Here is a 13635-nt window from a genome sequence, read left to right as displayed (position 1 = left end):
CGGTCGACCTTACTTTGGTGGCCGCGAATATTCCAAAGATTCCTTCTGGCGGCTGGTTCCCGGTCACGGTGGGTCTGCTCCTCTTCGTGCTGATGTCGACGTGGAATCGCGGGCGCGAGCTCGCGGCGATTCACGCCGACCGTACGGAGCCGCTGGATGGGTTTCTGCGTGATGCGCTCAACAGCGGGGATCGCCTTGCGCGAGTACGGGGAACGGCCGTCTACCCGGGAAACGGGGCAGGTATGACGCCGGCAGCACTTAAAAGCAATATCCGGCACAACGGGGTGTTGCACGAGACGGCGATTTTCTTTGCGAACCTGTCGGAGTCGGCGCCTCGCATCGAGGAACGAACCCGCATTGAAATTCGTGATCTCGGCAACGGTTGCCACGAGATCATTGCGCACCACGGATTTGTCGAACGCATGAATTTGCCCGCGCTCCTCGAATCACTGAGTGGACGGTTGGGGAACTGGAACTATGACCCCGCGCATACGACCTTCTTTTTGCCACGAGATGAAGTCGTCAAGGGTTGTTCGCATGGTGCGTTGATGCGTTGGCGCGAAGCGTTGTTTGGACAAATGTCGTTCCATTCAGCCACCAGCGCTGAATACTACGGGCTTCGGCCGGAAGATGTCGTAGAACTAGGTGTTCAGATCGCGCTTTGAATGTGTTGCCGCAAATACGGGGCAGTGCGGCTTTCCTTTTCGCGCGCTACTTCGGCGGGCTTGCCGCTCGCCACGATCTCCCCGCCGGCGTCGCCGGCTCCTGGCCCAACGTCGATAATCCAGTCGCTTTGGGCGGCTACCCGCATATCGTGCTCGACTACCACTACCGTATTGCCCGCGTCGACAAGTGCCTGCAACTGCAACATCAGCCGGTCGACGTCCGCGGGGTGTAGGCCGGTAGTCGGTTCGTCGAGGATGTACAACGTCTCCCCGCGCTGCGCGCGTTGCAGTTCGGTCGCGAGCTTGATGCGCTGCGCTTCGCCGCCCGATAGCTCGGTGGCTGGCTGACCGAGCCGCAGATAGCCGAGGCCGATGTCGCGCAGTGCGGTGAGCGCACGCATCACGCCTGCTTCGTCGGCAAAGAAATCGCATGCGGCGTCGACAGTCAGCCCAAGTACCTCCGCGATGTTTTTATCGCGCCACGTGATCTCCAGCGTCGATGTGTTGTAGCGGGTGCCGTGACAGGTCGAGCAGGGTGCATAGACGCTCGGCAGAAATAGCAGTTCCACGCTGACGAACCCTTCGCCTTCGCAGGTCGGGCAGCGACCTTGTGCGACGTTGAACGAGAAGCGCCCTGCGCTGTAGCGGCGCTTGCTTGCGCCGGGTGTGTCCGCGAACAGCCTGCGCACGTGGTCGAAAAGGCCCGTATAGGTGGCGAGGTTAGAGCGCGGTGTACGCCCGATCGGCTTCTGATCGACGCGTACGAGCCGCCGGAGCGCGTCCATGCCCTCGGCGATATGGCCGCTCGTCGGCGCCGTCACGGTGGCGAGCAGCGGGTCCTCGTCTTCATCGTCCGGGCTTTCGATGATCCGTCCCAGGCGGCTCGCGACCAGTTCGGTCAGCGCCTGGCTCACGAGGCTCGATTTGCCCGAACCCGACACGCCCGTCACGGTGCTCAGGCAGCCGAGCGGCAATGCGACGTTCACCCCGTGCAGATTGTTGCGGGTGATATTGACGAGCCGCAGCCAGCCCGCAGGCTCGCGCGGCGTGCGATTGACGGAGGCGAGCCGCGCGAACAGATACCGGCGTGTCTGTGATGCCTCGACCGTTGCAAGCCCCTCGGGCGGTCCGCTATAGACCACATGACCGCCTGCTTCCCCCGCCAACGGACCGACGTCGACGAGCCAGTCGGCGTGGCGCATCATCTGCAGGTCGTGCTCGACGATGAACAGCGAGTTGCCCGCCGCCTTCAGCGCTTGCAGTGCGCTGTAAAGCGCTTCACCATCAGCTGGATGCAAACCGGCCGACGGTTCGTCGAGCACATACACGACACCGAATAGCTGCGACGACAATTGGGTCGCGAGCCGCAAACGCTGCAATTCGCCCGACGACAGCGTGGGCGTGCTGCGTTCCAGCGCAAGGTAGCCGAGGCCCAGATCGGTGAGCGTCGTCAGCCGTTCGAGCAGTTCGGCGGCAATCCGCTGGGCGGCGACGAGCTTCTCCGTGGACAGGTTCGGCGTGCGCCGGATATCGGGCGACGCTTTGTGCGCGGAGCCACCGGCGGCGACCCGCTTGTCGGCGGCCTCGCGCATCGCACTCCTGCTGAGCACGCTGCCTTCGTCGGTCGTCGTCGCCGCCGTCTCGGGCCATTCGCCGCGCGCAATCGGCGCGAGAATCGCGGCGAGCGCCGCGAGCGGCAACTGGGAAAACTCGCCGATATCGAAGCCGGCGAATCTCACCGTCAGCGCTTCTTTCTTGAGCCGTTTGCCATGGCAAGCCGGGCAAAGGCTGCTGACCATGTACCGCGACACGCGTTTTTTCATCAACGCGCTTTGGGTGTTCGCAAAGGTGTGCAGCACGTAGCGGCGCGCGCCCGTGAACGTGCCCTGATAGCTTGGCTCGTCCTTGCGTCTGAGCGCGGCGCGGGTCTCCTTCGGCGTGAGTCCGGCATAGACGGGGACGGTCGGCTGCTCATCGGTGAAAAGGATCCACTCGCGATCTTTTTTCGGTAGATTGCGCCATGGTGTGTCGACGTCGTAGCCGAGGGTGACGAGGATGTCGCGCAGATTCTGTCCGTGCCACGCTGGCGGCCAAGCGGCGACCGCGCGCTCGCGGATGGTGAGCGTGTCGTCGGGCACCATGGATTTCTCGCTGACCTCGTACACGCGGCCCAGCCCGTGACAGGTCGGGCAGGCACCTTGCACCGTGTTCGGCGAGAAGTCCTCGGCAAACAGCATCGGCTGTTTCGGGGGATAGTCACCGGTTCGCGAGTACAGCATGCGCACCAGGCTGGACAGTGTCGTCACGCTGCCCACCGATGAACGCGCGCTCGGGGCGCCACGCTGCTGTTGCAAGGCGACCGCGGGCGGCAGCCCTTCGATCGCGTCGACTTCGGGCACGCCGACCTGCTCGATCAGGCGCCTTGCATACGGCGCGACCGATTCGAAGTAGCGCCGCTGCGCCTCGGCGTAGAGCGTGCCGAACGCGAGCGATGATTTGCCCGAGCCTGACACGCCCGTGAACACGACGAGTGCATCGCGTGGGATCTGCACGTCGACGTTTTTTAGGTTGTGCTCGCGTGCTCCGCGCACGCGCACGAAGCCGGTGGCGCCGTCGGAAGGCGTTTGATCTGTTTTGCTGCGGATGGCGCCCATGTCAATCGATAGCGGTCAGCGTGCAGCCTGGATGGCTGCGTGAATGCTGACGGCGCACGGAACATGCCAGGGCCCGGTGAGGGAATCTGGCGACATCTACAAGGCCCTTGCTTCTCATTCACGGCTGGCCTTGGCGATCACGTCCGCGCTGCGCTGTTGCTGCGTGTAGACCACCATTTCGCCAACGACCGTGTCCGGGCCAAACGAGCGCAGCCGCGTCCACGGATGAGGTGAGCCTTTACGGGAAACACCTTGAGCGAATGCGGCGCATTGGGCGACAGACACGCCGCGTGTCGCGTTTTGGCGTGCTTCGCCGGTTTGCGTGCTACGCGGCGTTGGCGCAATTCATCACCTGACGATGTCGCCGGCTCGCGCGATACCTTCCGGTCGGACCTGGGCTCGCAACTCCTGATACCCAGCAGCATGTTTTTTTCCGGGCATGGCTGTGACGAGCACCTGCTTTGAATGGCTCGCAAAAAGTGCGATTTGGCAAGGCGGGGCCGCCCCCGAGATATACGTGCGTCTTTCCTGGTACTTCGTATTGTCTTCGATGTAGGCACTGCAGCTTGTGTCTTCCGTCGTCGCGCAACCAGGGGATGGCGTGCGGGAGAGAAACCGGCAGCAACCAGACAAGGTGGCGAGTCTGACCCAAGTCCTCCATTACGCTGGAGAACAAGCATCGCGCGTCAACCGATCTCGGTCTTCACGAATCTCGCCATGAACGACCGTGCTATTGATCCGCCATGCGTCGATGCCGGCCTCGTGCAGTTTGTCGAACTTGGTCTTTCATCAGCGCGATCAGCGGCGACACGACTAGCGTCCAGCCGTCGAGGTGCAGCACGGGCAACTGGTAGCACAGCGATTTGCCCCGCCGGTCGGCATCACAGCGAGCGTGTCGCGCCGGTCGAGCACGCTACGAATGATGTCGTACTGACCAGGACGCAACCGGCTGATGCCGAATACCTCGCGAAGCGTTTTGCGCATCGCGTTGAGGCGGGTGATCGTGTCGCGGGTGGTCGTGGCGACGGTCATGGAGGTTGGTGGTTGCGTGCAACGCGGCGGGTCCGACAGCGGCGTAGCAAGCTACCGTACCGCCGCTTCGCGCCACGTCCGGGAGCACGACATGCTGATACATCACGACGTGATATGCATGGCCCAAGGGGGACTCATGAGCAAAATAGACAAAAGCGACACGTATCCGTACGCATCGGGCACATGAGGGTCGCTCAAGGCCGTCGCTACGATCCTGCTGCAGGAAACCGCGCCGCTGACGGATAGCCGCGTCCTGATGCATCAGAACAAGCCCGACGGCCTCATATGCGTCAGCTGTTCATGGGCCAAGCCGGTCGATCCGCATACGCTCGAGTTCTGCGAGAACGGCGCGAAAGCGACGGCGTCCTTCCGAAGACACGCTCAGCGCATCGCGTGCCGCGCGGCGGAGACGGGGCATTCGGCTTTGGTATTGACGCCGGTTAATGCGCGACGATCGACATCGCGATGCGGTCAGCCAACTGCCCAAGGACGTTACTCAGCGCAGCCGCTTGCGCGGGCGCGCCAGGGTTGGTCATCTCAGACTTGAATGTTGCCTGTTGCGTCAGGCTCGCGCGGGCAGGGTGCCCCGTCAGCAGCGTCCAGGCCGCCTGCAACGTCAACGTGCCGCGTGCGTCGGCCTCAGAGTCCAGCACGGTGACGACGAGCGTGCGCGTCTCAGGTGGCGCCGGCGCATCCGGCAGGACGAAGGAGCCTTCCGGCAGGCGGGTGACCAGGTCCTGTGCAAGCGTGCGGCGTATCATCTGCGCGAGTGGGGCGCCCCACCGATCCGTATCGTCCACCGAGAGCCGGTTCGGTGAAAGCTGCGTGACCACTTCAGGCCGATCGAGTTCGGCGGGAATATGCACGGCGGTTAGCTGAATGGGCTGTATCTGAGCCGTCGCTATTGGCATGGCAACCGGCGTTGCGTTCAGGGTGATATAGCGCGTGGGCGGGCTGTGGCCACACCCGGCGATGGATATCCCGATCAGGCCGACTACTACCGCTGCCAGCGGTACGGTTGTTATCTTCAGTGCTGCGAGTACACGTCGGGCCGGGTTCGCGGGTCTGGGCGTCATGGTTTTTCCTCCTGCCTGCCTCGAACGAGCGCTTCCGGATGGCGATCCAGGTAATCGGCGAGCGCCCGGATCGAGCGTGCCGTATCGGTGAGCTCGCGCAAGGCCGTAGGCAGATCGTTCTGGCTTGTCGCGTCCCCCCCGAGTGTGTGGTTTGCCGCGGCGACTGCTTCGTCAGCCGCGTTCGCCGTCTCGCGTAGTTGCGTGACGAGCGGGGCAACTTGCGGGGACACCTGCTGTACCGTCCGATCGATCTGCGTCACGGCGTGGTCGATGTGCGTGAGGCTGTCCTTGATTTGCGGAGACGAACTCAGCGCGTTGACACGCGCGGCAATGCTGCGTACCTGTTCTCCAGTTTCCTTGATCGGCAGACTGTCGATTTTCCTGATGACCTGACCCGCTGTTGACGTGATGGCATCGATGTCCGAAGGCGCGACGCTGGGAATCACCGCTATGCCGTTGTCGGCGGTGAGGGTCGCGCTTGTGGCGTCTGTCACGAAGTCGAGGCTGACCTTGGGCGGACCCAGCAGGGGCGGGTCTCGAGCGAGGCGTGCGCGCAATCCGTTCGCGACCAGGCGTTTGAGCATGCCATCGACGAGTGGCCGCCAGTCGCCATTGGCGGGCGGCGGCGCACCGACGATCCCGAGCGCCTCCGGCTCGAGAGCGATTTGCACGGGCGTGCTCAGCGTGCCCGTGCCCGCGTCGTAGCTCAAGTGCACGCCGATGACGGTACCCACATGAAATCCGCGCAATTCCACAGCAGCGCCGTTCTTCAGCCCTCCTGAGGCGCCGTCGAACCGCACCAGATACGTCACAATGGGGCCATGCTGGGGGGGGAGGGCAGGTCTGCGGTCATCGCCGTCAAAGCGATCCGTGGGCTTGCCGGGCCCGGGCTCCATGATGATTTCAGGTCCGGAAAGGAGCGCCTTGATCGACGACAGATCGCTAAAGTCTGGCTGCGCACCACGCAGGAAAAACTTCGTCCCGCTGCGCAGATATTTTTCTTCGGCACCGTCTATTTTGAGCTTTGCCTCAATATGCTCACCATCGGGGGCGAGCGCGATGTCCGAGACGGTACCGACCTTCACGCCGCGCAGCATGACGCTGGTATCGTCGGGCTTCATCCCGTAGGCATTCGCGAAGGTGACGGTGACCGTCTCGCCGCCATGCACCAGCGCACTGATGCCGAGCCATCCGGCCACGCCTAACGCGGCGACCGGCGCCGACCAGATCCAGCCCGGCCATGCGCTGCGCCGTACCTCGGCTTGCGTACGCCGTGAACGCGGGCTGTTCACGACCCTCTCCTGATGCGGGCGTCCCACATCATCCGCGGGTCGAAGGCACGCGAAGCCGCCATGGTCAGAAACACGACGAGCGCGAACGCCGTTGCACCGTCCGCGGGTCTGGACGAGGCCAGACCACCGAAGCGGATCAGTGGTACGAACGCCGCGATCGTAAAGACGTCGACGTTCGACCATCGTCCAAGTTCGTCAATCCATCGGTACAGATGCGCTTTCCAACGCAAATGCCGGTGCGATCGCCGCTTTACCGAGGCAATGAACCAGGCCATGCCCACGATTTTTGCTACCGGTATGACGATGCTCGTGCAGAAGATGAGAATGCCAAGGGGCCACAGGCCCGCATGAAAGAGCTGGTACACGCCATCGACAATCCGATGAGGCACGTCCTGGCCGAGTTGTATCGAGAACGTCATCGGATACAGATTTGCGGGCACTGTCAGCACAAGCGCTGCGAGCGATAGGGCGGCCGCCCGTACGATAGCGTCAGGTTTGCGCGAATAGAGCTTTCGCCCGCAGCGGGAACACGGCTTCCCCTCATGTGAGACCGGCTGGACCAGGTCGCATACTGAGCAGGAGAGCATGGGTTGATCTTCTGTCAGCTTCTGTTCAGCACCGATTGCTCGCCAGACGGTCCGACGATCGAGCGTTCCACGCGTGAGCATCGACATCAGCGCTGCAGCAATGAAGCAATAGCCGCCTGCGCCAATTGTGCCGGTCAGGTTCTGAGTCACGCGCGCATATCCGACGAAACAGCCGACGAGATACACATCGGGCATTGCCCAGATGTCAAGCCAGAGCGTCCAGCGAAAGAGCGCGCCGATGCCCTTGAAGCGCCATCCGAACCGGACTGCGCCGAGCACCACTGTGAGGCCGCCAAACCGCACGAACGGCAGAACGATGCCAAACATTCCCAGTAACAGTGCGAGGATCACCCATCCGCCATTCCACATCGTCAGGATGCCTGACGAAAGGATTGATGAGCGCTCGGCGCCCATCAATTCGACCGTCATCAGTGGTACCAGGTTGGCTGGAAAGAGGAGTACGAAGGTCGTTGCGGCAAACGCGAGTGCCGCGTTCAGACTTCGACCGCTGCGGCGCTCCAGCGGATAGTGGCAGACGCGGCAATGCGCACGGGCGCGCGCGGCAAGCGGTGGGATGTCCACGATCGCTCCACATTCGGGGCAGCCAATCGTCATGGGATTTCGCCTTCGTCCATACCATCAGTGGCTCACTTCGATGAGCATCGTTCGTTCCCGGTCAGTCGAAAATGACCGGAGAGGGCTGCGGAAGCATGGTTCCAGAGCACGATCGTGCCTGATCCGTCGGTGTAGATCGAGCCACCAGCCATCTGCGCGTATTTCGCGTCGTCAATCCGGACGTTTCTGTCACGACGTCGCCTGAGCTTCCCAGCTTCAATCTCCAGGGCTTTTACCAGTAGAGAGCCAGTCACACTACTGCCAACGGGGAGCCGCCCGACGGGCTCTATCGCAGTGGGGCGCTCTACGTGCGCGGTGAGAAGGGCGCATTGTTTTTGCACAGGCCCGTTGTGCTCTCCTACCTTCTAGACCGGTTGTCGATCATGACGCGCGACGCCCGGATGCACCAGATTGCCAGGGATGCTGTGGAGCAGGGGCAGCTTGAGTGGGTCGTAACGTATAAAGATTTCAGCTCGAGGCGTCCAACTTCACGTTTCGACCCGGGCGGCGTGTCCGGGCATGCCCGGGTGTGTGACCGGAGGCTGGTTCTTTCCGGCATCGAGCACGATCGCGACATTCTCCACGGCGCGTCGTAGAGGTGAGTGGACCTCCTTTCGCCATCCGAGGCCGACGCGGCAATGGGCCGTCCGTTTCGGGCGCGTCGGTCGGAATTTATCTGTCGAGACCCGCGCCTGCGGCCTCTCCATCCCCGAAGTGACCGTTCAAGATTGCAGCGCACCGCGCTTCGAACGACGGGCAGTCGTCTGCGATGACTGTCGGACGTCTCCAGTCGCGGGTGCCACTCGCGCGGACAGTCCATTCGTTTCAAACGCCCATTTCCCACATATTGGGGAACTCCCTGGCTTAGAAAAATAATAGTGCGATTTAACATAGTTAGAGTGGCTGCTCTAAGGCGGCGTCAGGCCGTCTGTGCGGCCCAAGGCCGGGTGTGCGGAAATACCCTTCATGAATCCCGTTTGCAGCGCTTGTTTTGCCCAGCTGGCAGCGCGAGCCGGAGAGATATTCTGTGAGCACACCTAAACAGATGCCGCTTACCGCATCCGTTCAGATTGACGGGTCGCAACTGTCCGAGCAGTTCCTCGCCGGTCTTTGCGCGTTGACGCGGCTCAACGTGGATACGTGCATGTCTGCGTTCGCAGGTGCCGCGCTGCACTGGGAGAACGTGTTGCACGAGCAGACGCCTGAACAGTTCGTCAGACGCCAGGCCGATCTGATGCCCCGGCTCGCAGTGCAATTCGCCGAATACACTCGACACTGGATGACGATCGCGTCGGAAACAATGGGACCGCGCTACGGGCCCCGCAATCACGACGACAATCATGAGAGTCGGGCTGGCACCGTGCCCGACAGCAAGTCGACCTATGCAACAGGCGCCGACGCCATGATGCGCGGGTCTCTGCCGCTGCTGGTACAGACAGACGGCGAGTCTGTCGCTGGGCCACAGATACGGGAAATGACCCGTGTCATTCTCGCGCGTGCCGCAAAGGTGGCGCCCGAGCCCGATACCGCGGAACGCCGAAGTCTGCCCCCCGCACGTCGCTCGTCACCCCGATAGCCGACAAACTTCCACAAAACCTGACCAGCCGCGAGGTACACAACATGTTGAGCCCGCACGAAGTGGCCACGTTGTTGCTGTTGAAGGATGCGCCTGATCGGATTAATTCGGACCGGGCAGAGCTTGACGCGCTCCGCGAACTGCAGTTGATTGCGAACGCGCCAGCGAGGCCGGACTTCCCGTTTTCTCACGTGACGCCGCGCGGCGAAGCCGTCCTGCGTGCATTTGCACGAGTACGTTGACCGGTCCGCGGGGCCGACCGCAACCCAGGCAAACCAGACTGGTTGGGGATGCCGTCTTCGCAGGCGGGTGGCAGTCCGGGTTTGCGTCAAGAGGCAGACGTGGACCAATCGTGGTTATGGCTGTGAGTCTTATGGGCTGGTGAGGCTTACTTGCGGTGTGATTGTGCATTACCGTTACGAACGGGACCGTACCGCTCTGTTGCGTAACCTTGACCTCGACTATTAACCATTGAACTGCGTCATTGGCGGATTGCGTTGGCTCTGGCGCCGCTCGTCCGCCCCTCGTAGTGAAGGAGTCGATCCGAAATTGCTGCCAGCTCGCTCGATTGCGCACAAGGCGGGCGTGGAATCGGTGACGCTGGCGCGCCACCTCGTTGAATCGCGTAGGGGTTTTATTGACTGCAGCAGTGTAGGCCTCAGCCAGGAGCTTAGTTCACGGTGTGCCTACCCGGTTCGCTCACGATACAAGCACGCGCCACTTGGGCGACGTCGTGGTACAAGATACAGCGGTGAACCGCGCGTCCCCGTAGTCGGCGCTGCAAACCTGACCGGAAAAGCTGCTTCTGAAAAGGCGGACGACCTTTGCCGTCGCGCGCCACATCATTCCAGCCCCTCATGCTTCATGGCAAGCTGGACGGCCGGTCGTGCGCGCATCCGTTCGGCAAAGTTTCCCAATTTCTCAGGGACTTCGATACCCGCTTTTTTGGCCCAAAGCAGCATCGTGAACAAATAGGCATCCGCCACAGTCGCTTCAGTACCAAATAGGTAATCCCCTTTGAACATGGTGGCGGTCAACTGGAAGCGTTGACCGAGTTTCTCGCGCGCTGCGGTTGTTTCAGCATCGGAAGTGGGCTTGAAAACACGGCCGAACTGTTTGTGGATTTCAGTCGAAATGAACGCGAGCATTTCGAGCAGGCGTAAGCTGCCGGGTTCGCTGTTTGGTGCAAGGGTAGGCTTGCGCTGTGCGATCCACGAAAGTATCGCGATATTCTCGGTAAGCCGCTCGCCATCATCCATCTCGAGCGTTGGGACGTAACCCTTTGGATTGATCTGATTGAACTGCGCCCCAGTCTCGGTCTCCTTGGACTTCAAGTCGACGCGAACCCGGTCGAAAGTGAGACCGGCCTCATGCATCGCGATATGGTCGGCGAGGCTGCAGGCGCCAGGGGAATAGTAGAGCTTCATGATAGGGGGCCTTTTCCGTTAGATTGGCTAGACGTTTCTAAACTCAGCAAAGGGTGTGCCTCCGCCGACGACAGGCTGCTCCCCACTGATTGAACGCTCTCTCCCACGCGAGGCGGTCGCTGCTGCCGGCAACCGGAAACCGTTCTGAAAAAAGTGAAGGAGCAACCGGCGGCGCGGGAAGAGCTGCTGCAGGCGTGTCTGCTGATCGCACTGCGCAAGGCTCAGTTGTACGCGCGCAGACTCAATGCCGCCCAGGCGACAAAAACCTTGAACGGCCGGCTCAATCGCGAAACCGACCTTGCGCACGCGACCGGCGCGTTCAACCGCGTCCTGTTCGACATCAGCGAGGTGCCCATGCTGCCAACGGCGCATATGGGTGGTTGATATGCCGACAGTCATCATCGACGGCGTCGAATCCGTGCCGCGCGCGGCGATTGCGCCGCTAAACGAAGCCGCGTTGACGACTGCGTTACGCGAGCTGGTCAACATCGAGTATTTCCCGGAATGCACGCACAAACATCGGGCGTGGGAGTGGAATGCGCTGGCCGCCTTGGCTCCGTAGATGGCTCAACTGGCCGCGGACAACCCCAAGGCGGCATTTGACCGGCTGAGTTCCGGTGAAGAGGGATAGCGCCGGCCTTCGCTCTCTCCGGACAGCCCGGCCGATAATTGGCTAACGTTTCGGAGTTCCACGCGCTATAACATTCGTTGCAGGGACCACAAGTTCCTGCCGGGACGACCAAGTCCATTCACAGCGTGTTAGCACGCCGATTCGCACCCAACTCCGCGCGCCTACTCGCGGCCTCCCACCTCCGGCCGGTTGGATCGCACACCGGCATCTTCCTTGCTGCCTGAGCACGGCGGCTTTCTTGTTCGCGTCGTTCTGCGCCTCGACTGGTGTAAAGCAACCGACATGCGGCAGTTAGAGAGTCAACACATAATCAAAAGATGAGAATGTCTGTGAGAACAATTCGCAGAAGATTTCGCAAAGAGGCCTAAATAGTTTCAACCATCGGTCGTCCTGCTCATGCGGGATTTCTATATTTCCGAACGCGTCAAAAGATAATCGAGACCACCGACCCGATACCACCGATAGCCATAAGGTTCGAGCACCACCGCATGGCGGCCGTCGGCGCCAGGCTGGCTGTGGTCGTCCGAAAGCAGATTGATCAGGCGGCAGCCCGAGCGAAACTTCACGGTGCATGCCTCGGCGCCGAAGTTATGTAGAAGCAGCACCGAGTTGTCGCGCCAGTGATAACACAGCGCGAGGACATCGCTTCGCGAGGTGCGCAGCACCTCGAAATCTCCCCAACTGATCTCGGGGACCTCCTTGCGCATGCGGATCATCCGCTCCATCCAGTTGAGAAGTGAATTCGGGTCGCGGCGCTGCTGGGCCACGTTGACTCGCTCAAAACCATATGCGCCGCCAGATATGACGGATGTGCGGGGCTTTGTATGTTTGGTGAAGCCGCCCTGCGGCTCTGTCGACCATTGCATCGGAGTGCGCGCACACGCTCGTTCAGGACGGCGCAGATCGTCGCCCATTCCGATCTCATCGCCATAACGGAACACGGGCGTGCCCGGCAAACTGAGCATCAGGCTGTAGGCGAGTTCAAGGCGGCGCCTGTCGCCCGCCAGCATCGGGGCAAGCCTGCGTCGAATCCCGCGCTTATAGAGTTGCATGTTCGGCTCAGGGGCGAACGCAGCGAACACAGCAGCGCGTTGTTCAGGCGTGAGGCGACCCAGATCGAGTTCGTCGTGATTACGCAGGAACACGCCCCATTGTGCGCTCGACGGTCGTGGCTTCGTCGCGAGCAGCGCATGCTTCAACGGCTTCGTGTCACCCGTTGCAAGGGTATAGAAGGTATTCTGGTTAACCTGGAAGTTGAACATCATGGGCAAGCGCTCACCTTCGTCACCGAAATACTCGAGGTCTGTATCCGGGAGGACATTAGCTTCCGCCAGAATGATCGCGTCACCTTCACGCCATTGCAGGAATTCGCGAAACGTCCGCAGCATTTCATATTGCTCGACCGGTTGATGCAACTTCGGCCCCTTGGTTGCAATCACGAAAGGCACCGCGTCCATGCGGAATCCAGATACGCCGAGTTGTATCCAGAAGCCCATGATCTTCAGCAACTCAGCCTGAACATGAGGGTTGGAGGTATTCAGGTCCGGCTGAAAATCGTAGAAGCGATGGAAGTACCAGCGCTTTGCACATTTGTCGAAACTCCAAGTCGACTTCTGCACGCCTGGAAATACCACACCACGTTTTGCATCTGGCGGCTTTTTATCTGACCAGACATACCAGTCGCGATATTTCGAATCAGGATCGCTGCGTGCTTCCTTGAACCACGGGTGCTGGTCAGAAGTGTGATTGACTACGAGGTCGATGATCACCCGCAGACCGCGCTCGGCACAGGCGTGGGCAAATTCGGCGAAGTCGCCGAGCGTGCCGTACCTGGGATCGACGTTGTAGTAGTCGGAAATGTCATAACCATTGTCACGTCCGGGTGAAGGATGAATGGGCATCAACCAGACCGCCGTCATGCCGAGACCTTGCAAGTAGTCCAGCCGACGCATGAGTCCCTGGAAATCACCTACGCCGTCGCCATTGGCGTCCATGAAGGTGCCTACCGATAGACAGTAAATGATGGCGTTCTTGTACCAGAGGTCGTTGAGCATATGGTCCGCACGTGGCGCCAGGTGGT

12 protein-coding genes and 3 pseudogenes are annotated in these 13635 nt (G+C 61.3%); 7 read left to right on the top strand and 8 right to left on the bottom strand.

The genetic code is table 11. The features are described from left to right. Nucleotides 1-17: 17 nt before the first annotated feature. Nucleotides 18-89, top strand: a pseudogene (locus L0U84_RS44190) (hypothetical protein); the annotation flags it as partial. A 153-nt stretch (nucleotides 90-242) separates the two neighbouring features. Continuing rightward, complete coding sequence (locus L0U84_RS44185) at nucleotides 243-665, top strand: KUP/HAK/KT family potassium transporter (protein WP_442794031.1); 423 nt, start codon at nucleotides 243-245, stop codon at nucleotides 663-665. Here L0U84_RS44185 and L0U84_RS09925 read toward each other — a convergent pair. From L0U84_RS09925 to L0U84_RS09915, 3 genes and pseudogenes are all read right to left on the bottom strand, one after another. After that, the gene (locus tag L0U84_RS09925) at nucleotides 650-3319 is read right to left on the bottom strand and encodes an ATP-binding cassette domain-containing protein (RefSeq protein WP_233849570.1); all 2670 of its coding nucleotides are present in this window, start codon (nucleotides 3317-3319) and stop codon (nucleotides 650-652) included. The genes L0U84_RS44185 and L0U84_RS09925 overlap by 16 nt on opposite strands. Before the next feature lie 114 nt (nucleotides 3320-3433). Next, on the bottom strand, nucleotides 3434-3604 hold the full coding sequence (locus tag L0U84_RS09920; protein WP_233849568.1) for a hypothetical protein: 171 nt from the start codon (nucleotides 3602-3604) through the stop codon (nucleotides 3434-3436). Nucleotides 3605-4042: 438 nt separating this feature from the next. Beyond that, a pseudogene (locus L0U84_RS09915) lies at nucleotides 4043-4351 on the bottom strand (DEAD/DEAH box helicase); the annotation flags it as partial. A 136-nt stretch (nucleotides 4352-4487) separates the two neighbouring features. Here L0U84_RS09915 and L0U84_RS44180 point away from each other — a divergent pair. Further along, nucleotides 4488-4715, top strand: a pseudogene (locus L0U84_RS44180) (FdhF/YdeP family oxidoreductase); the annotation flags it as partial. Between the two features lie 76 nt (nucleotides 4716-4791). Here the strand turns inward: L0U84_RS44180 and L0U84_RS09910 are convergent. From L0U84_RS09910 to L0U84_RS09900, 3 genes are read right to left on the bottom strand one after another with little or no spacing between them, the layout of a single operon-like run. Further along, complete coding sequence (locus L0U84_RS09910) at nucleotides 4792-5427, bottom strand: PqiC family protein (RefSeq protein WP_233849566.1); 636 nt, start codon at nucleotides 5425-5427, stop codon at nucleotides 4792-4794. Beyond that, a complete protein-coding gene (locus tag L0U84_RS09905) occupies nucleotides 5424-6719 on the bottom strand; it encodes an MlaD family protein (protein ID WP_233849564.1) in 1296 nt (431 codons plus the stop codon). Before L0U84_RS09905 ends, L0U84_RS09910 begins: the two co-directional genes overlap by 4 nt. After that, nucleotides 6716-7921 carry a paraquat-inducible protein A gene (locus L0U84_RS09900; RefSeq protein ID WP_233849563.1) on the bottom strand — a complete coding sequence of 402 codons (1206 nt, stop codon included), beginning with the start codon at nucleotides 7919-7921 and terminating at the stop codon, nucleotides 6716-6718. The genes L0U84_RS09905 and L0U84_RS09900 overlap by 4 nt, the downstream gene beginning before the upstream one ends. A gap of 1027 nt (nucleotides 7922-8948) precedes the next feature. Between L0U84_RS09900 and L0U84_RS09895 the strand changes: the two genes are divergently transcribed. Beyond that, nucleotides 8949-9497 carry a phasin family protein gene (locus L0U84_RS09895; RefSeq protein WP_233849561.1) on the top strand — a complete coding sequence of 183 codons (549 nt, stop codon included), beginning with the start codon at nucleotides 8949-8951 and terminating at the stop codon, nucleotides 9495-9497. Nucleotides 9498-9541: 44 nt separating this feature from the next. Continuing rightward, the gene (locus L0U84_RS09890; protein WP_233849559.1) at nucleotides 9542-9739 is read left to right on the top strand and encodes a hypothetical protein; all 198 of its coding nucleotides are present in this window, start codon (nucleotides 9542-9544) and stop codon (nucleotides 9737-9739) included. 600 nt (nucleotides 9740-10339) lie between these two features. Here L0U84_RS09890 and L0U84_RS09885 read toward each other — a convergent pair. Beyond that, nucleotides 10340-10924 carry a glutathione binding-like protein gene (locus L0U84_RS09885; RefSeq protein WP_233849556.1) on the bottom strand — a complete coding sequence of 195 codons (585 nt, stop codon included), beginning with the start codon at nucleotides 10922-10924 and terminating at the stop codon, nucleotides 10340-10342. 153 nt (nucleotides 10925-11077) lie between these two features. Between L0U84_RS09885 and L0U84_RS09880 the strand changes: the two genes are divergently transcribed. Both L0U84_RS09880 and L0U84_RS09875 read left to right on the top strand, forming a co-directional pair. Next, entirely contained in the window at nucleotides 11078-11308 is a 231-nt protein-coding gene (locus L0U84_RS09880; protein ID WP_233849554.1) for a hypothetical protein, read from the top strand. A 1-nt stretch (nucleotide 11309) separates the two neighbouring features. Further along, a complete protein-coding gene (locus tag L0U84_RS09875) occupies nucleotides 11310-11486 on the top strand; it encodes a hypothetical protein (protein WP_233849552.1) in 177 nt (58 codons plus the stop codon). A gap of 476 nt (nucleotides 11487-11962) precedes the next feature. Here L0U84_RS09875 and L0U84_RS09870 read toward each other — a convergent pair whose 3' ends face one another. After that, entirely contained in the window at nucleotides 11963-13609 is a 1647-nt protein-coding gene (locus L0U84_RS09870; protein ID WP_233849550.1) for an alpha-amylase family protein, read from the bottom strand. Between the last annotated feature and the right edge of the window lie 26 nt (nucleotides 13610-13635).

It is taken from the genome of Paraburkholderia sp. HD33-4 (genome assembly GCF_021390635.1).
Classification (GTDB): Bacteria; Pseudomonadota; Gammaproteobacteria; order Burkholderiales; family Burkholderiaceae; genus Paraburkholderia.
The sequence above is the reverse complement of the archived record's forward strand: the minus strand, read 5'-3'. Positions and strand labels throughout refer to the sequence as shown.

Excerpts from the sequence above, each read along its gene's own strand:
- L0U84_RS09870 (WP_233849550.1), bottom strand. The coding sequence starts at position 13,609 with ATGCTCAACGACCTCTGGTACAAGAACGCCATCATTTACTGTCTATCG.
- L0U84_RS09910 (WP_233849566.1), bottom strand. The coding sequence starts at position 5,427 with ATGACGCCCAGACCCGCGAACCCGGCCCGACGTGTACTCGCAGCACTG.
- L0U84_RS09900 (WP_233849563.1), bottom strand. The coding sequence starts at position 7,921 with ATGACGATTGGCTGCCCCGAATGTGGAGCGATCGTGGACATCCCACCG.
- L0U84_RS09875 (WP_233849552.1), top strand. The coding sequence starts at position 11,310 with ATGCCGACAGTCATCATCGACGGCGTCGAATCCGTGCCGCGCGCGGCG.
- L0U84_RS09925 (WP_233849570.1), bottom strand. The coding sequence starts at position 3,319 with ATGGGCGCCATCCGCAGCAAAACAGATCAAACGCCTTCCGACGGCGCC.
- L0U84_RS44185 (WP_442794031.1), top strand. The coding sequence starts at position 243 with ATGACGCCGGCAGCACTTAAAAGCAATATCCGGCACAACGGGGTGTTG.
- L0U84_RS09885 (WP_233849556.1), bottom strand. The coding sequence starts at position 10,924 with ATGAAGCTCTACTATTCCCCTGGCGCCTGCAGCCTCGCCGACCATATC.
- L0U84_RS09890 (WP_233849559.1), top strand. The coding sequence starts at position 9,542 with ATGTTGAGCCCGCACGAAGTGGCCACGTTGTTGCTGTTGAAGGATGCG.